This window comes from Halorussus caseinilyticus, from assembly GCF_029338395.1.
Classification (GTDB): Archaea; Halobacteriota; Halobacteria; order Halobacteriales; family Haladaptataceae; genus Halorussus; species Halorussus caseinilyticus.
Window position 1 is genome coordinate 1695397 of record NZ_CP119809.1, and the last position, 16654, is coordinate 1712050.

15 protein-coding genes, 1 tRNA gene and 1 rRNA gene are annotated in these 16654 nt (G+C 63.8%); 8 read left to right on the top strand and 9 right to left on the bottom strand.

Translation table 11 applies throughout. The annotated features are described in order from the left end of the window. Window positions 1-155 precede the first annotated feature (155 nt). The 4 genes from P2T60_RS08520 to P2T60_RS08535 all read right to left on the bottom strand — a co-directional run bounded on the left by P2T60_RS08520 (window position 156) and on the right by P2T60_RS08535 (window position 4343). A tRNA-Ala gene (locus P2T60_RS08520) sits at window positions 156-227 on the bottom strand. Window positions 228-375: 148 nt separating this feature from the next. Beyond that, a 16S ribosomal RNA gene (locus P2T60_RS08525) occupies window positions 376-1846 on the bottom strand. Between the two features lie 674 nt (window positions 1847-2520). Beyond that, window positions 2521-3330, bottom strand: a complete 810-nt coding sequence (locus P2T60_RS08530; RefSeq protein ID WP_276282127.1) for an ABC transporter permease — start codon at window positions 3328-3330, stop codon at window positions 2521-2523. Next, window positions 3327-4343: an ABC transporter ATP-binding protein gene (locus tag P2T60_RS08535; protein WP_276282128.1), complete on the bottom strand. Its 1017-nt coding sequence runs from the start codon at window positions 4341-4343 to the stop codon at window positions 3327-3329. Before P2T60_RS08535 ends, P2T60_RS08530 begins: the two co-directional genes overlap by 4 nt. 91 nt (window positions 4344-4434) lie before the next feature. Here P2T60_RS08535 and P2T60_RS08540 point away from each other — a divergent pair, with 91 nt between their 5' ends. Both P2T60_RS08540 and P2T60_RS08545 read left to right on the top strand, forming a co-directional pair. After that, the gene (locus P2T60_RS08540) at window positions 4435-5484 is read left to right on the top strand and encodes a saccharopine dehydrogenase family protein (protein ID WP_276282129.1); all 1050 of its coding nucleotides are present in this window, start codon (window positions 4435-4437) and stop codon (window positions 5482-5484) included. A 511-nt stretch (window positions 5485-5995) separates the two neighbouring features. Then, a complete protein-coding gene (locus tag P2T60_RS08545) occupies window positions 5996-6409 on the top strand; it encodes a DUF7344 domain-containing protein (protein WP_276282130.1) in 414 nt (137 codons plus the stop codon). A 291-nt stretch (window positions 6410-6700) separates the two neighbouring features. Here the strand turns inward: P2T60_RS08545 and P2T60_RS08550 are convergent, their stop codons facing one another. From P2T60_RS08550 to P2T60_RS08565, 4 genes are all read right to left on the bottom strand, one after another. Next, complete coding sequence (locus P2T60_RS08550) at window positions 6701-7312, bottom strand: DNA-3-methyladenine glycosylase family protein (protein WP_276282131.1); 612 nt, start codon at window positions 7310-7312, stop codon at window positions 6701-6703. Window positions 7313-7352: 40 nt separating this feature from the next. Continuing rightward, entirely contained in the window at window positions 7353-7496 is a 144-nt protein-coding gene (locus P2T60_RS08555; RefSeq protein WP_276282132.1) for a hypothetical protein, read from the bottom strand. Window positions 7497-7807: 311 nt separating this feature from the next. Then, on the bottom strand, window positions 7808-8359 hold the full coding sequence (locus P2T60_RS08560) for a DUF8215 family protein (protein ID WP_276282133.1): 552 nt from the start codon (window positions 8357-8359) through the stop codon (window positions 7808-7810). 381 nt (window positions 8360-8740) lie between these two features. Further along, window positions 8741-10096 carry an ATP-grasp domain-containing protein gene (locus P2T60_RS08565; RefSeq protein WP_276282134.1) on the bottom strand — a complete coding sequence of 452 codons (1356 nt, stop codon included), beginning with the start codon at window positions 10094-10096 and terminating at the stop codon, window positions 8741-8743. Window positions 10097-10213: 117 nt separating this feature from the next. Between P2T60_RS08565 and P2T60_RS08570 the strand changes: the two genes are divergently transcribed. From P2T60_RS08570 to P2T60_RS08595, 6 genes are all read left to right on the top strand, one after another. Next, a complete protein-coding gene (locus P2T60_RS08570) occupies window positions 10214-11284 on the top strand; it encodes a succinylglutamate desuccinylase/aspartoacylase family protein (RefSeq protein WP_276282135.1) in 1071 nt (356 codons plus the stop codon). Window positions 11285-11505: 221 nt separating this feature from the next. Further along, window positions 11506-12258, top strand: coding sequence for a helix-turn-helix transcriptional regulator (locus tag P2T60_RS08575; protein ID WP_276282136.1), 753 nt, complete (start codon window positions 11506-11508; stop codon window positions 12256-12258). Between the two features lie 109 nt (window positions 12259-12367). Next, window positions 12368-12760 (top strand): succinate dehydrogenase, cytochrome b556 subunit, encoded by a 393-nt coding sequence (sdhC, locus tag P2T60_RS08580; RefSeq protein WP_276282137.1) that lies wholly within the window; start codon window positions 12368-12370, stop codon window positions 12758-12760. Window position 12761: 1 nt separating this feature from the next. After that, window positions 12762-13127 (top strand): succinate dehydrogenase/fumarate reductase transmembrane subunit, encoded by a 366-nt coding sequence (locus P2T60_RS08585; RefSeq protein WP_276282138.1) that lies wholly within the window; start codon window positions 12762-12764, stop codon window positions 13125-13127. Between the two features lies 1 nt (window position 13128). Further along, the gene (locus P2T60_RS08590; protein WP_276282139.1) at window positions 13129-14025 is read left to right on the top strand and encodes a succinate dehydrogenase/fumarate reductase iron-sulfur subunit; all 897 of its coding nucleotides are present in this window, start codon (window positions 13129-13131) and stop codon (window positions 14023-14025) included. 4 nt (window positions 14026-14029) lie between these two features. Continuing rightward, window positions 14030-15868, top strand: coding sequence for an FAD-binding protein (locus P2T60_RS08595; RefSeq protein ID WP_276282140.1), 1839 nt, complete (start codon window positions 14030-14032; stop codon window positions 15866-15868). A 535-nt stretch (window positions 15869-16403) separates the two neighbouring features. Here P2T60_RS08595 and P2T60_RS08600 read toward each other — a convergent pair. Next, window positions 16404-16604, bottom strand: coding sequence for a XapX domain-containing protein (locus tag P2T60_RS08600; protein WP_276282141.1), 201 nt, complete (start codon window positions 16602-16604; stop codon window positions 16404-16406). Window positions 16605-16654 lie beyond the last annotated feature (50 nt).

A 16654-nucleotide genomic window follows, 5' to 3' on the forward strand; every position in this document is an offset into this window, starting at 1 on the left:
CATACGGTCGTCATTGCCACGTCCTATAGGTGGTATAGGAGCGTGCATCGAACCCTTCCCACCCGCGCTTTCACGGGGTGGTGCATCGGTCTTCCGGACCTGAACGTTACGCCGTCTCCCACTTAAGGGACACGGTTTCACTCCAGTCCGGGGTATGGACCCACTAGGAGTCGAACCTAGGGCTTCCTCCTTGCAAAGGAGGCGCTCTGCCACTGAGCTATGGGCCCGTTCCCCTCGTCGGGGAAGGTGTGCGTCAGCCTTGGTAGTTCTAAGGTGCTCGGTTGGTCTCACAACAGTGTTGTCGAGGAACCCTCGTGTGTCCGTCGTAGTGACGGACGGGTGGTGGGCCAAGCGTGTCGCTTGGTCCCGTGCGTTAGGAGGTGATCCAGCCGCAGATTCCCCTACGGCTACCTTGTTACGACTTAAGCCCCCTTGCGAAGCCCAGATTCGACCACCGTGGGTGGCCTCATCCGGACCTCACTCGGGTGCTTTGACGGGCGGTGTGTGCAAGGAGCAGGGACGTATTCACCGCGCTCTTCTGAAGCGCGATTACTACCGAATCCAGCTTCATGAGGGTGAGTTTCAACCCTCAATCCGAACTACGACCGAGTTTAAGAGATTACCGTCCCCTTTCGGGGTGGGAACCCGTTGTCTCGGCCATTGTAGCCCGCGTGTAGCCCAGCTCATTCGGGGCATGCTGACCTACCGTTGCCCGTTCCTTCCTCCACGTTAGCCGTGGCGGTCTCCCTAATGTACCCAGCTACCACGAGGGTACTGCTGGCAATTAGAGATGCGGGTCTCGCTCGTTGCCTGACTTAACAGGATGCCTCACGGTACGAGCTGACGGCGGCCATGCACCTCCTCTCAGTAGGTCTAGTAAGCTCATCACACTGACTGTCACTCCTACTGTCGGAGCTGGTGAGATGTCCGGCGTTGAGTCCAATTAAACCGCAGGCTCCTCCGGTTGTAGTGCTCCCCCGCCAATTCCTTTAAGTTTCATCCTTGCGGACGTACTTCCCAGGCGGCTCGCTTCTCGTCTTCACTACAGCACAGCACATACTCGTAGTGTGTGCCATACTTAGCGAGCATCGTTTACAGCTAGGACTACCCGGGTATCTAATCCGGTTCGTGACCCTAGCTTTCGTCCCTCACCGTCGGGTCCGTCTTCTTGAGGCGCTTTCGCCACCGGCGGTCCGTCCAGGATTACGGGATTTCACTCCTACCCCGGACGTACCCCTCAAGTCTTCCGGCCCCAAGCCAGCTGGTTTCCGCCGGACGCCCACTCGTTGAGCGAGTGGATTTCCCGACGGACCTGTCTGGCTGGCTACGGACGCTTTAGGCCCAATAATAGCGGCCATCACTTGGACTGCCGGTATTACCGCGGCGGCTGGCACCGGTCTTGCCCAGTCCTTATTCCTACACCGCCCTACGGTGTAGAAAAGCGAGGACTATATGCCCTCGCACTCGGAGTCCCCTTATCGCACTGTCGTGCAGTGTAAAGTTTTCGCGCCTGCTGCGCCCCGTAGGGCCCGGAATCTTGTCTCAGATTCCGTCTCCGGGCTCTTGCTCTCACAACCCGTACCGATTATCGGCACGGTGGGCCGTTACCCCACCGTCTACCTAATCGGCCGCAGCCACATCCTATAGCGCCGGAGCGTTTCTGAGTTCCGTCATTCCAGAGTGGAACTCGTATCCAGCATTAGCCTCAGTTTCCCGAGGTTATGGTGGTCTATAGGGTAGTTTGGCCACGTGTTACTGAGCTATCTGCCACGGGTCTAAACCCGTGCGACTAGCATGGCTAAATCGGACTCCGATAGCAATGGCCTCCGGCAGGATCAACCGGAATGGTTGCCGAGCGCAGAGGCTCGGTGGGTTTCTGGCGGAGACACATGTATCGTGTCTATCTTCTATGGTCCGTTAGTTCGACGACACCGGTCGTGTGACCAACCGAGTATCACCGAACTACCAAGGCTAACATCAGATTCCATCGTGTACGGCGGACCGCAGGGGTGGAATCCTCATCGGTGTGAGCGTCGGACGAATCGAACGTCCGACCATCACGTTGAGTCTTTCTTCGGATTCAGTAGTAGGGGACTACCCCACTTAAGCGTTCTGAATCTCGGGCGTCCCGTTTGCGTCGAACCACGGGACGCCGCCTACATCATTACGAATGCCCCGGACTAATTTAAGGCCATCGAATCGAACGTCCATTGAGGGACCTTTACATAGAGGTACGTTCCCGTACGACTCAACGAGTAGTTACTGGTAGAATTTCGATACGAACCGGCGGCGGACGTTCATCCTCTAGCGATTGTTGTTCGCGCTCGCGTACGCGAGCGCGCACGACCAAAGCAAAAATATATTTCCAGCGATAGCCGTGACCACCGTTGCGAGAATCGTCCGCCCCGTGGATAGATAGCCGTCCGGAAGTCCTCTGTCGGCGACGTTCGCACCGTCTCGTCGCCGGAGGACGGACGCAAGCGACGTGTCACGTCGCTCGCGGAGCGCGTACCCCACTCGTCAGTAGTCGCCGAGGACGCCGAGTCGCCGAGCGCGCCGGGTGGCGTAAGCGAACACGGCGTACCCGAACGCGACGTAGCCGACTGCGGTCCCGACGAGAATCGCCACGTCTCCGGGCGGAAACTCCCAAAGGTGGGTCCCATCAACCATCGCGCGCTGGAGCAGGGCGCTCCCGAGCGCGAGCGGAAGGAACTTCGTCCACCCGAGACCGAACGCTGGCGCGGAGATGAGGACGACGAACCCGAACTGGAGCAGACCGAGCCAACTCCCGATGCGCTTGTAGAGAACCGTGACGCCGCCCGCCGCGAACCCCAACCCCAACACCGAGGCGACGCTGAGAACGGCGACCGGAACGACCGTCAGCACGTCGATTTGGAGGCTCGTCCCGGTCACGACCAGCATCGCGGCGAGGATGACCGCCGAGGTGACGAACGTCCGGACCAGTTTCGCCATCCCCTTCAGGAAGGCGACGGGCGCGAACCCGAACGGCGTCGTGACGTGGCGTTCGAGCGTTCCCCACTGCACTTCGGCCCCGATGTCGTTCGAGATGGCCGAGTACGCGCCCACCGAGAGCGTCCAGAGGAAGTACCCGACGACCAGACCCTCGATGGAGTCGTCTAACGCCTGCCCCGCAATCATCCGACCGCCGTAAAACAGCAGTCCGAAGAAGAAAAGCGAGACGACGATGCCCCCGATTGCGTTCGCTGGGTAGCGCACGAAGACGAGGTACTCCCGGTAGAGAACCGCGCGCGCGAGGTGTCGATAGCCCGCAGGTCGCGGGTCGCTGGAGTTAGGAGGTGAGTCGCTCATCGTGACTCACCGCCCGTCATCTCCACGAATACGTCCTCCAAGTCCGGTTCGACCGTGTTGACCGAATCGAGCGTCACATCGTTTGCGTGGAGGTACGCCGTCAGCGCGTAGAACCCGTCGCTGTCGGTCGCTACTTCGACGCGGGTCCGGTCGCCCAACTGCTCGACCGCGGTGACCTCGAACCGGTCGCGGAGACCCCCGAGTACCGCCGCGCCGAAGTCGGGACTGGTGATTCGGTAGCCTCGCGTGTCGAAGTCGTGCAGAAGGTTCGCCACGGTGTCGTCGGCGACGACTCGCCCGTCGTTGACGATGACCACCCGGTCACAGATGTCCTCGATAACGTCCATGTCGTGGCTACTCACCACCACTGTCAGGTCCCGTTCCGCGACGATTCGGCGGAGTTCCCGGCGGAGCGTCAGCGAACTCTCCACGTCGAGACCGAGCGTCGGTTCGTCGAGGAACACCACGTCCGACTCGCTGGCGAGGACGCTCGCCAGCGAGACTTTCTGTTTCATACCGCGCGAGAGGGTCCGGACCGGTTCGTCGGCCTTCTCCGCGAGGTCGAGTTTCTCCAGCAGTCGGTCGTGGCGGTCGGCTATCGAGTCGGGGTCGATACCGCTGATGGTGGTGAAATATCGGAGGTTCTCCCGGACGGTCAACCGCCAGTAGTCGTTGCGGGCACCTTCGAGCATCGCGTCTACGTGGGCGTAGGCCGCCCGCGGGTCGTCGTACACGTCGATGCCGTGAATCCGGACGTTTCCCGCGTCGGGCAGGACCATCCCCAGAATCGACTTGATGATGGTCGTCTTGCCCGCGCCGTTTGGTCCCAGCAGACCGACGACCGAGCCCTGTTCGACCGAGAACGACACTCCATCGACCGCAGTCACCGCCTCGTCGCCGCTCCCGAACCGCTTGCGGAGTCCCTCGACCGCGATTGCGGTCTGGGACTCGCTCGTCTCGGCGCGCGCCGTCTCCGCGGACTGGCCGCGGTGTTTCCAGTTCTGCTGGACCATCAACCACGGTAGGGGCCTGAAGAGTAAAAGCCCAGTCCTCGTTCGGGGAGGAGACGAAGTTCCTTTCTGCATCGCCCGGCCCAGTTCGGTTATGAGCAACCGAATCCTCATTTACGGGTCGTACGGTTACACCGGCCGACTCGTGACCGAGCAGGCAGTCGCGGACGGACTCGACCCAATCGTCGCGGGTCGGACCGCCGCGAAGGTCGAACGGCAGGCCGTCGAGTACGGACTCGACCACAGGGTGTTCAGTCTCACTTCGCCGCAGGTCGTCGCGGAGGCGCTCGAAGACGTGAGCGTCGTCCTCAACTGTGCGGGACCGTTCGCGGAGACGAGCGGACCGCTCGTGGACGCCTGTCTCGAAACCGGAACCCACTACCTCGACATCACCGGGGAAATCGAGGTGTTCGAGACCATCGCCGCACGCGACGAGGAGGCCGAGAACGCGGGCGTGACACTCCTGCCGGGCGTCGGATTCGACGTGGTGCCGACCGACAGCCTCGCGGCCCACCTCGCCGACCGACTCCCCGACGCGACCCACCTCTCGCTTGGCTTTCAGGGACTCGACGAGATGTCGCCGGGCACCGCCCACACCGCCGTCGATTCGCTCGGCGAGGGCGGGTCGGTCAGGCGCGACGGGACGATTCGGCAGGTTCCGGTGGCCCACGACGTGCGGACCATCGACTTCGGCGACGGTCCGACGACGGCCGCGGCGATTCCGTGGGGCGACGTTTCGACCGCGTACTACACGACCGGTATTCCGAACGTCACCGTCTACATCGCCCAACCGGAGCGGGCGGTCCAGTTTATGCGACTATCGAACGAACTCGGTTGGCTTCTCGGAACCCGGCCCGTCAAATCCGTCCTCCACGGTCTCGTAGACCGGTTCGTGGACGGCCCGGACAAGACGGCGCGCGCGGAAGCCACGACGTACGTCTGGGGAAGCGCGTCGAACGGCGACGAGACCGTCGTCTCGCGGATGCGGACGCCCGAGTCCTACGAGTTCACCGCCCAGAGCGCGCTCCATCTGGTCGAACGGGTCCGGGACGGGGACGCTCCGACCGGCTTTCAGACGCCCGCCGGAGCGTTCGGGAAGGACGTAGCACTCGCGGTCGATGGCGTCGAGAGAACCGACGAGTGACGGAGAAGGCTCTGTCGTGCGTGAGTGTCGCCCGGAACACTAACCTCCAGCATCATCCGTGGCGGCGTGCCGAGTCTGCTGGCAAACCCTCGTGCCGGGCGTGCGTGGCGAGAGACGCCACGACTTGGAAACCGGTATCGTCCGGCGAACGGGCGCTGTCACCAGCGCCGGGCGTCGTCCCGGCGAAACCGGTAGACGGTCACGTTCGGGTGTGACGAACCACTGTGTCGCGTACCCGGGTTCTCCGCGCTGTCATCGCTCCCGAGTGGGATTGCTCGGGCGGGGACTTGAGGTACGCACGCACCGATTGGCGCTCGCGGCGGTTAAGCATTTCCGACGGTCCCCGGAGATGCTGGTCCGACGCCGAGACGACGCCGCGAGTAACGGCGAATTTCCGCGAATTAGTACCGCGTTCCCCGGAGAAAGTTTAGATTCTCTGATAATCTTCGACAGGACCTAATCGTTTAGGTACCGTGCTTTTTGTGCCGGAGTGTTCACTACTCATCGTATGATGAATACGGATACTCCGGACGTGACCGACGGCCACGCGGGAGAGAACCGCGGCGTCTCCCCGACGCTCGACGCCACGCTGGACCTCCTCTCGAACCGCCGCCGACGGTACGTCCTCTACTACCTCCGAGAACAGGGTGGCGCGGTCACGCTTGACGAACTCGCCGAACAGGTGGCTACGTGGGAACGCGAAGTAGACGACCACGCCTCGCCGAGCAGTCCGCCGTCAGTGAACGACGCGCCCGACTTCGAACGGGTCCTCGCCGACCTCTACCACAGCCAACTCCCCCGACTCGAAGACGCCGACGCCGTCACGTTCGACGCCGAGGACGAGTACGTGTCGCTCGCCAGTAGCGAGGACACGCCGCTCGTGGAGTACCTCGACCTCGCCGCCAGCGAGGAGAGCGTGGTCTGAGGCGGAGACCGTCGCCCGTCCCCCGCGACCCTTCGGCCCCGAGGTCCCCCGACGCTACGGACTCTCCGACCGCGCTCTGGCGGTTCGCCCTTCCCCGCTCGTTTCGATTCGCCGTCCTCGCGTACTGGTCCCCGCTTTCCCCCTCGCTCTCCGCTCTGGCGGCCTCCCTCTTGGCTCACTATTCTCCCCTTCGCTCTTTTCACTCTTCTTGTTTTTCGCTCTTCTTGCTCTTTTCACACTTTTCAGCCCTGTTCCGTCCCCGGCCGGTTGTGCCGGAGTCCTCCGGCGTTCCTACAGCGTCGTCACTTCGCCGACGCTCTCGGTCACGTCTTCGTCTACCCGCCAGAGGTAGAGGCTGGCGTAACTCCGGTGGGGTGACCACCGCTCGGCGCGTTCGACCATCTCCGAGCGCGTCAGGTCGGCGTCGAACAGCGCGTCCATCCCCTTCCGGATGCCGAGGTCACCCACCGGGAACACGTCGGGGCGGCCCAGCGAGAACATGAGTTGCATCTTCGCGGTCCACGTCCCGACGCCCGTGATGGAGGTGAGTTCGGCCAGCACCTCCTCGTCGGGCGCGTCGGCGAAGTACGCCCGCGAGTAGCCTTCCTCCACGAACGCTTCGGCGACGTTCCGGACGTACTCGGTCTTCTGGCGCGAGAGTCCGGCGTCCCGGAGCGTCTGGGGGTCGGCGGCGAGGACGCCCTCGGGCGTCACCTCCACGGCGTCGAAGAGTCGCTCGCGGGTCGCCGCCGCCGACGCCATCGACACCTGTTGGCGCAGGATGGAGGTGACGAACCGCGAGTAGAAGTTCTCGGCGGGGTCGATGGTGAGCGGGCCGTACTCGGCGACCAGCGGACCGATGTACCGGTCGTCTCGGAGCGCCGCGATTGCGTCGTCGGTCATTCGGCCGGGCGTAGGGTCCGGAGGTAGATGAGCGTGTGGCTTACGTGAAGAGAGATGCGCGCGGCACCGCGCCCTGCGTCTCGACGCCGGTGCCCGGCGTCGAGACGCCACAGGTCGGCAGACGCTCGGCCGACCAACCGCCGGTAGCGCGAAAGCGGACCAACTGCCGGAACGCGCTCGGCACGACCAACCACGGTGTGGGTGGACGAAAGGGGCCGTCCGCTCGCGCAACGCTTGGTCGTCTCCGCGGGCCACTATTCGACGCGCCGAGCGAAGCGAGGCGCGAGAATATCCCGCGGAGCGACCGCGAGCGGGCGGGGGCTTTCGAGGACTTCTTTCTAGCGGTTCCTGCGGTAGCGGTCGTCGTGGCGACTCCGACGGCGCGCGCCACGGCCGCGACGAGAGGTGACGCTGGACACAACTCCACTATTCTGAAGGTCGTTTATACACACCTAAGACAAACAAAAACATTTCTAAAGGACAACTAAAGAAATTTCACTTCCCCACGACGCCGTAGAACGATTCGGCGACTCGCGGGAACAGCGCCACCGAGAGCGCGCCCGCGAGGAGCGCGAACGCACCGCCCGCGAGCGGCGACCCCGACCGTCCGAGCGCACGCCCGCCGTAGGCCGCGAGCGCCAGCGTCCCGTTGTAGTAGCCGAGTCGAAGCGCGACCAGCAACGGCGTCATCGCCACCCATCCGGGGGCGTCGGTGGCGGGCGGCGTGACCCACCCGCCCCGAATCAGCGCCGCACAGACGACCATCGTCGCCCACGCGACCAGCGCGAACGCCTTCAGGCCGAACCACTCGCTCGTCTCGGCCATCAGCAGGACGGACAGAACCGGGAGACTCAGGACGGAGATGTCGGCGAAGGCGTATGTCACGTCGTCTAAGAACACGCCCACGCCGTCCTTCTCGGTGACTCGGCCCTCGCCCCACCCGGACCACGATTGGCGACGGCGACTTTCGGCCGCGCGAGTCTGTCTGGCAGGGTGGGACTGGTCCCGGTCGGCGGAGTGAGTCGGTTCGACCCGACGGTCGGCCATCGTCCGGTAGAACACGGCTACCGGCAAAAAGATGGGGTGTCGGGGTTTCGGACAATCGGGAGGCGACGACGGTGGACGTGGAACGCGACGACGGTGGACGGAGAAGGGAGAGCGGCCGTGAGCGGAGAAGAACGGAGTCAGCTACAGGCTTGAGCCGCTGAAAACCGAACCGCCACCGCACTGCCCCGCTACCGCACCGCCACTGCACTGCCACCGCGACGGCCTCACCCCGCCCCAACCGACTGGGCGTCTCGGTCGTCGCTCCCTCCGGTCGCTTCTGGCTTCGACGTTTGGGAATGACGGTCGCAAATCAGCGAGACGCGAAGAGCGAGGCGCGAGGTCAGCGTCCGTGACTCCCGAAACCGACGCCGAACCGCCGGTTTATTCGTTGGTCTCTTCTTCTTCCTCTTCGGCCTCTTCCTCGGCGTCCACGCGCTTCTGGACGTTCACCTGATAGTGCTTCAGGATGTCCCGGCCGAGCAGGACCGGGTAGTCCATGTGACCGCGGTCCTCGATGCTCGCCGTGACCGTGTGTCGGTTGCCGCCGACGCCGACCACCACGTCCACGACCGGCCGCGAGCGACTCGACTTACTGCTCCCGGACTTGACGCGAGCGATGCTCTTGATGGGACCGGCACCGATTTGGGCGGCGAGTTTGGTGTCGATGCTGGTCCGGGTCGCGCCCGTGTCGGACTTGGCGACCACGGTTTCTGAGCCACTCGTCCCGCTCAGGATGACCTCCTCGGTGTAGCCGATGACGATAGGTTCGCCCGACCCCGTTTCTTTCGGTCGGGGCTTGCACGCGGGCACCGAGTCGTCCAGCGTGGCGGTCAACTCCTTGACTCTCTGCTCGTCCACCGTGCCGCCCGCGCGTTCGATGGCGAGTTGGGCGATGTACGGCGCGGCGCTCTTGCCGGTCGCTTTGAACAGGCCCTTGAAGCCAGCGGTCGGGTTGACTTCGAGGACGTACCACCCGTCGTGACCCTCGATGAGGTCCACGCCTGCACAGTCGAGACCGATGGTGTCGGCCGCGTCTCGGGCGATGTCGGCCACTTCCCGCGGCAGGTTGTCGGTCGCGTCCTCCACGTCGCCGCCCAACGCGACGTTGGTCCGCCAGTCGTTTTCGGGCGCGTAGCGGTTCATCGCGCCGACGATGCGGTCGCCGACGACGTACACCCGGAGGTCCCGGTGACGGGTGTCGTCGCGTTCGATGAGTTCCTGCAGGAAGGCCTGACGGTCGCCTACCCGCGGGTTGACGAGTTCGTCCGGGCCGACCTTCCACGTCCCGCCGCCGTGGGTCCCGATTGCCGTCTTGTAGACGGCTTCCTCGCCGAACTCTCCCCGGCCGTCGTTGAGTCGGTCGTTCGACAGCGCCAGCAGTGCGTCGGGAACCGGCAGGCCCTCGTTGGCCATCGCGGTGGCGGCCGAGAACTTGTGGATGGCCGTCATGACCGAACTCGGGTCGTTGAGGACCGGAAGAACCGAGTCGTAAATCTTGGCGAGACCGAGCGCCTCCGAGGGTTGCTCGGTGTTCGACAGCAACAGTCGATTCGTCACGATGTCAACGTCGGGTTCGAGGTGGACCTCTCCGTCCGCCACCCGAACCGCCGTGTTCTCCTCCCGAAGCCAGAAGGGTTCGTGACCGAGGTCGTCGATTGCGTTGAGAATCGCCTTAGTTTCTTTACTGTTGTGGAGACTGAGTACACCGACCCGCACACCTGAACCGTCTGCAGTCATTGGTGGTTATCTATTCTACGGCCTCCCTTAAAAAGGGAAAACATCGAACAACCCTCCGGTAATTGATACCGCGGCGACTGCCACGCCTTTATATATGCCGGGGTCCGAGTGAGTGGTATGACCGGTTCGGACGCAGACCCGGAGGCGTTTACTTACAACGGCGGAATCGTCGAACCGGGCGAGACCCAGAACATCCGATACGGCATCAGCGAGACGTATCTGGGTGACCCGGTTCGCATCCCCGTCACTATCGTCAACGGGACCGAACCCGGACCGACGGTGTTCCTCTCGGCGGCGGCCCACGGCGACGAACTCAACGGCATCGAGGTGGTCCGCGAGGTGGCCCACGAGTGGAACCACGACGACCTCCGCGGAACGCTGGTTTGTCTCCCCGTACTCAACGTCCCCGGCTTTCTCGCCCAAGAGCGCTACCTCCCCATCTACGACCGGGACCTGAACCGGTCGTTCCCCGGCCGGGAGGGTTCGACCAGCGCCAAGCGGATGGCCTACCAGATATTCCGGAACTTCCTCGCGCCCTGCGACGTTGGTCTGGACTTCCACACCTCCACGCGCGGGCGAACAAACATGTTACACGTCCGGGGAGACGTGAACAACCCCGACGTGGCCCGCCTCGCCAAGGCGTTCGGGTCGAACGTCATCATCTCCTCGGAGGGACCCACGGGGTCGCTCCGCCGGGAGGCCACCGACTACGGCATCCCGACCATCACCATCGAGATGGGCGAGGCCCACCGCTTCCAGCGAGAATTCATCGACCGGGGTCTCGAAGGGGTAGAGAGCGTCCTCTCGGAGTACGGCGTCCACCGCACCGAGGCGGTGAAGTGGCCGGGATGGCGCACGGTAATCGACGACGCCAAGGAGAAGACGTGGATTCGGGCCGACGCGGGCGGACTCGTAGACATGCACCACGACCGCGGGTCGCTGGTCTACGAGGGCGACACCATCTGTACCATCACCAACCCATTCAAGACCGACAGCGAACCCGTCGAAGCGCCGTTCACCGGTCTGCTCGTCGGGGTGCTTGAGAACCCCGTCGTCTACCCCGGCAACCCGTTGTGTCACATGGTCGAACTCTCGGCCAAGACCCGGAAGGCGCTCAAGCGCGACCGCGCCCGGAGCGAGACCAGAGAGACGCCGACCCCACCGCCCACGACTCCGAACGGCCTGTAGCAGTTTCGTATCTATTCCGGGTCTTCTCCGACTATCGCTCGCCGAGAGAGCGGAGATAGAAAAAATCCTCTGCCGAAAAGGACAGAACGAACCGGACTGATTAGTTCCGAAGAGAAACGCGGTGTTCGGGTCCAATACGTATATTTCCGACGCTAGTGACGACTAGTTTTGGGGTGGAACTCGTGTGTTCACAGTATCGGCAAACGGCACTACGGGACGTTGTGGAGCGACGTATCGACGTTCTCGACCGGCTTTTGGACGACGGACGAGACAAGCGCGAACTCGTCGGGAGTCTCGACTGTTCGCGTTCGACGGTCGATAGGGCGGTTCGGGAACTGGAGTCGTACGACCTCGTGGAGTACGCCGAGGGGGAGTACCGACCGACGACGTTCGGGCGACTCGCGGTCGAGGAGTACCGACGGTTCGAGCGGCGCGTCGAAACGCTGGAGCGACTCAAGCCCGCGCTGGAGTGGCTTCCGGTCGAGGAGTTCGACCTCGACTTCGGAACGCTCACCGACTCGAAACTGGTGGTCTCGACGCCCGACGACCCCTACGCACCGGCCAACCACCACGCGGACGTGGCGTCGCAGGCCGAGAACTTTCGGGCGCTTCTCCCGGCGGTGGGCCTGAACCAACTGGAGGCCGGGCGGGAGGCCGCAGTCGAGGGCGACCAGCGCCAGCGCATCGTGGTCGAGCGAGACGTGGCGGAACGCCTCCGAGAACGACCGCACTACGCCGACCGAATCGCCGAGATGTTGCGGTCCGGGCGGGTCGAGATGTGGGTGTACGACGGGTCGATTCCGTACTTTCTGGGTCTCTACGACGAGTTGGTCCACGTCGGCGTCGAGGACGAAGACGGGATGCCCCGCGCGCTCATCGAGACCGACGCCGAGGCGGTGCGCGAGTGGGCCGAGTCGGTGTACGACGAGTATCGACGGGCCGCCCGGAAGTTCGAGAGCGAGCGACTCGCCTGAGCGTCTTTCGGGACGTGGCGTCGAAATCCGAACGTCGGTAGGGAGTTCGACTCCGGCAGTAGGTAGAAACTTCTATTTGCCCACAGTCCAACCTCCCGAACGGACAAGTATGAGTCAATCGTACAATCGAGGCCTCGTCGAAGACTTCGGCCGGTGGCGGGAGTTCACGGCCGGGATGTGGGCCTGGATACTCCACAAGTTCACCGGGTGGGTACTCGTCGGCTACCTGTTCACCCACATCGCCGTGCTGAGTACCGCTATCTCCGGTGCGAACGCGTACACCGACACGATTCAGGGGCTCGAAAGCCTGCTTCTCGTTCGGGTCATGGAGGTCGGACTGCTGGCAGTCGCCGTCTTCCACATTCTGAACGGCGTCCGCCTGCTGTTCGTGGACCTCGGACTCGGACTGGAGTCGCAGGACAAGAGCTTCTACGCGTCGTTGGTCGTTACGGGCGTCATCGTGCTGGCAAGTATCCCGACGTTCCTCGAGGGGGCGTTCTAAGATGGCCGAGCGCTACTCCTCGTTCCAGAGCGGAAGCCTTTCGTGGCTTCTCCAGCGTGTCACGGCGGCGTTTCTCGTCGTGGTGCTGGCGTTCCACTTCTTCCTGCTCCACTTCGTGAACCACGCCTCCGAGGTGACGTTCGCCGGGACCACTGCCCGCATGGAGCAGTGGGGCTATCTCGCCACCATGGTTCTGTTCCTCCTGACCGCGACGTTCCACGGCGTCAACGGCGTCTACGCCGCGCTACTGAATCAGGGACTGACGGGAACGAAGAAGACCGCCGTGAAAGGTGTCCTCGCTATCGCCGGTCTCGCACTGGCGGCACAGGGCGTCTACCTCGCACTCGTCATGTCCGGAGTGATGTAACATGAGTACACAAGTACCAGAAGAGCAAGACCAAGAGCAACCCGAGAGCGTAGAACAAGAGGCCGAGACCGCTGTCGAAGAGGAACCGGCGTCCCACGGCGACCGGCGGCGTGCCGAACGCGACGCCAAGCGCCAGCAGTCGGTGTCGGGCGCGCCCGCCGAAATCGAGGGCGACACCTTCCAGTTGAAGGTGTTCCGCTACGACCCCGAAGTCGAGGGGAAGATGGAACCGCGCTTCGACGACTTCGCCATTCCCCGAGAGAAGGGGATGACGGTCCTCGACGCTCTCATCTACGCCCGCGACCGCTACGACACCACGCTGACGTTCCGCCACTCGTGCCGACAGGCCGTGTGCGGTTCCGACGCCCTGTTCATCAACGGCCGACAGCGACTCGGCTGTCAGACCCAGATTTCGGACCTCGAAGGTCCCGTCCGGGTCGAACCGTTACCTCATCAGGACGTGGTGAAAGACCTCGTGGTGGACATGGAACACTTCTACGACCAGATGCACGCGGTCGAGCCGTTCTTCCAACCCGAAGAGGAGTCGGACGGCGACTTAGAAGAGTACCGACAGACCCGCGAGAACCGCGAGAAAATCAAGATGTCCACGCGGTGCATCTGGTGCGGTGCCTGTATGTCCTCGTGTAACGTCGCGGCCGGGGACAACCAGTACCTCGGCCCGGCGGCCATCAACAAGGCCTACCGGTTCGCCATGGACAAGCGCGAGGGCGAGAACATGAAGGAACACCGCCTGAACGTCATGGACCAAGAACACGGCGTCTGGCGGTGCCAGACCCAGTTCTCGTGTACGAACGTCTGTCCGAAGGACATCCCGCTGACCGAACACATTCAGGAACTCAAGCGCGAAGCGGTCAAGCAAAACCTGAAATTCTGGTAAAACTATGCACGAACACGACGTTTTGGTAATCGGCGGCGGCGGTGCCGGACTCCGTGCGGCTATCGCGGCCCACGAGGAGGGCGCGGACGTAGCCATCGTCACGAAACTCCATCCGGTTCGGAGTCACACCGGCGCGGCCGAAGGCGGTATCAACGCGGCGCTCCGCGAGGGAGACGACTGGGAACTCCACGCCTACGACACGATGAAGGGGTCGGACTACCTCGGTGACGCCCCCGCAATCGAGACCCTCGCACAGGACAGTCCCGAAGAGACCATCCAACTCGAAAACTGGGGGATGCCGTTCTCCCGCGAGGACGACGGCCGAGTCTCCCAGCGACCGTTCGGCGGACTATCCTTCGCCCGGACGACCTACGCCGGGGCCGAGACCGGCCACCACATGCTCCACACGATGTACGAGCAGGTGGTCAAGCGAGGGATTCAGGTGTACGACGAGTGGTACGTCTCGAACCTCGCGGTCACCGACCACGACGACCCCGCCGACCGCGAGTGTCACGGCGTCGTCGCCTACGACATCAAGACCGGTGCGGTCGAGGGATTCAAGGCCCGCAACGGGGTCATCCTCGCTACGGGTGGCACCGGGCAGGTGTACGACCACACGACCAACGCGGTGGCTAACACCGGCGACGGTGCGGCGATGGCCTACCGTGCGGGCGTCCCGCTCGAAGACATGGAGTTCGTCCAGTTCCACCCGACCACGCTCCCCTCGACGGGGGTCCTCATCTCCGAGGGCGTCCGGGGTGAGGGCGGCATCCTCTACAACGCCGAGGGCGAACGGTTCATGTTCGAGTACGGATACGCCAACAACGCCGGGGAACTGGCCTCCCGCGACGTGGTGTCGCGCGCCGAACTCACGGAGGTCAACGAGGGGCGGGGCGTCAACGACGAGTACGTCTACCTCGACATGCGTCACCTCGGCGAGGAGCGCATCACCGACCGACTGGAGAACATCCTCCACCTCGCGCGGGACTTCGAGGGTGTGGACGGTCTCGAAGAACCGATGCCGGTCAAGCCCGGCCAGCACTACGAGATGGGCGGCATCGAGACCGACGAGAACGGCGAGACCCTCATCGACGGACTCTACGCCGCGGGCGAGTGCGCCTGCGTCTCGGTCCACGGGTCGAACCGACTCGGCGGCAACGCCCTGCCGGAACTCATCGTCTTCGGCGCTCGCGCGGGCCGACACGCCGCGGGCGCGGACCTCGGCGAGGCAGAGATTACGAAGGGCAAGACGCCCGAAATCGAGCAGGAGGACGGTCTCGACACGCCCGTCGAACCCGGCGCGGTCGGCGCGAGCGACGAGGACGCCGTCGCCGACGGCGGGGCCGCAGTCGTCGAACCCGACGAGACGGTCCGGACTGCGGTCGAACGCGAGCGCACCCGCATCGAGGAACTGATGGAGAAAGACGACGGCATCCAGCACGCCGAACTCCGCGAGGACCTCCAGAAGTCGATGACGGCGAACGTCAACGTCTTCCGGAACGAGGAGGGCCTGAAGCAGGCCCTCGAAGACATCCGGGAGGTCCGCGAGGCGTATCAGGACGTGTACGTCAACGACCCGTCGCGCACGTTCAACACCGACCTCATCCACACTATCGAAACGCGGAACCTCATCGACCTCGCGGAAGCCATCACGCTCGGTGCGTTGGCCCGCGACGAGTTCCGCGGTGCCCACTGGCGACAAGCCCACCAAGAGCGCAAGGACGACGAGTGGCTCAAGCACACGATGCTCTCGTGGAACGACGGCAGTCCGGAACTCTGGTACAAGCCGGTCATCCTCGAAGGCGAAGCGAAGACCTACGAACCGAAAGAGCGTAGCTACTGACGGCCTCTCTCGTCTGTTTTCGGCCGTCGCGGTGCGGCGCTGTGGGGTCTTCCTCGATGCAAACCCGTAGTTTCCGCTCCCGCCGTCTGCGTGACTCGAACCGAGCGAGCGCTACCGTTTTCGGTCTGGCTACGCCCGTACTCGTTCGGGTCACGTGTCTTCGCACAACCGCTGGCGACGCGACTCGCTCACCGCCAGCAGTCGCTACCGGTGTTCCCGCGGTGGAATGCGGAGCGACAGCGATGCCGCTCGCTCGACGGTCGCTCGCGGTACTGCTACCGATGCGCCCGAAGTCGTTCTGGCTCAGCCCTCTCGGGGTAGTCGGACTGGCGGTCCCGCGGCGCGCCCGGAACCGCGCGAGGCGTCCGGGCCGAGTTCGTCCCCTTCTCGTACTTGAACGTTCGGGCGTCTCGGGAACATTTTCACGTTGTAGGGACATGTATGGGCGTCTTTAAGAATGGAAATTGTTGCTTTCAGGGCGAAGACGGCCGACTCGTCGGTGCGGGAGAATCGCCCGCGGAGAGACGCGGGTCGTTCACCCGGCGAGTCCGAGCATCGACAGGATGTCCACGCCCACGTCGAAGTGTTCGACGGCCTTGTACCCGAGATAGACGCCGAAGATGCCGACCACGCCGGGGAGTTCCGGTGGCGCGGGCATGGGAATCCCGAGGAGGGTGAACAGCGCGCCCGTGAGGAACCCCGTCAGGAGTGCCAGCAGAGTGAGTGTGACGTTCATACTGTCGGCGTTGCGCTCGGACTCAAAAGCCGTTTCTGGTTCGGTGGAGT

Bases quoted from the DNA above. Each gene is read 5' to 3' on its own strand.
- P2T60_RS08530 (WP_276282127.1), bottom strand. From the start codon at position 3,330: ATGAGCGACTCACCTCCTAACTCCAGCGACCCGCGACCTGCGGGCTAT.
- P2T60_RS08535 (WP_276282128.1), bottom strand. From the start codon at position 4,343: ATGGTCCAGCAGAACTGGAAACACCGCGGCCAGTCCGCGGAGACGGCG.
- P2T60_RS08540 (WP_276282129.1), top strand. From the start codon at position 4,435: ATGAGCAACCGAATCCTCATTTACGGGTCGTACGGTTACACCGGCCGA.
- P2T60_RS08545 (WP_276282130.1), top strand. From the start codon at position 5,996: ATGAATACGGATACTCCGGACGTGACCGACGGCCACGCGGGAGAGAAC.
- P2T60_RS08550 (WP_276282131.1), bottom strand. From the start codon at position 7,312: ATGACCGACGACGCAATCGCGGCGCTCCGAGACGACCGGTACATCGGT.
- P2T60_RS08560 (WP_276282133.1), bottom strand. From the start codon at position 8,359: ATGGCCGACCGTCGGGTCGAACCGACTCACTCCGCCGACCGGGACCAG.
- P2T60_RS08565 (WP_276282134.1), bottom strand. From the start codon at position 10,096: ATGACTGCAGACGGTTCAGGTGTGCGGGTCGGTGTACTCAGTCTCCAC.
- P2T60_RS08570 (WP_276282135.1), top strand. From the start codon at position 10,214: ATGACCGGTTCGGACGCAGACCCGGAGGCGTTTACTTACAACGGCGGA.
- sdhC (WP_276282137.1), top strand. From the start codon at position 12,368: ATGAGTCAATCGTACAATCGAGGCCTCGTCGAAGACTTCGGCCGGTGG.
- P2T60_RS08585 (WP_276282138.1), top strand. From the start codon at position 12,762: ATGGCCGAGCGCTACTCCTCGTTCCAGAGCGGAAGCCTTTCGTGGCTT.
- P2T60_RS08590 (WP_276282139.1), top strand. From the start codon at position 13,129: ATGAGTACACAAGTACCAGAAGAGCAAGACCAAGAGCAACCCGAGAGC.
- P2T60_RS08595 (WP_276282140.1), top strand. From the start codon at position 14,030: ATGCACGAACACGACGTTTTGGTAATCGGCGGCGGCGGTGCCGGACTC.
- P2T60_RS08600 (WP_276282141.1), bottom strand. From the start codon at position 16,604: ATGAACGTCACACTCACTCTGCTGGCACTCCTGACGGGGTTCCTCACG.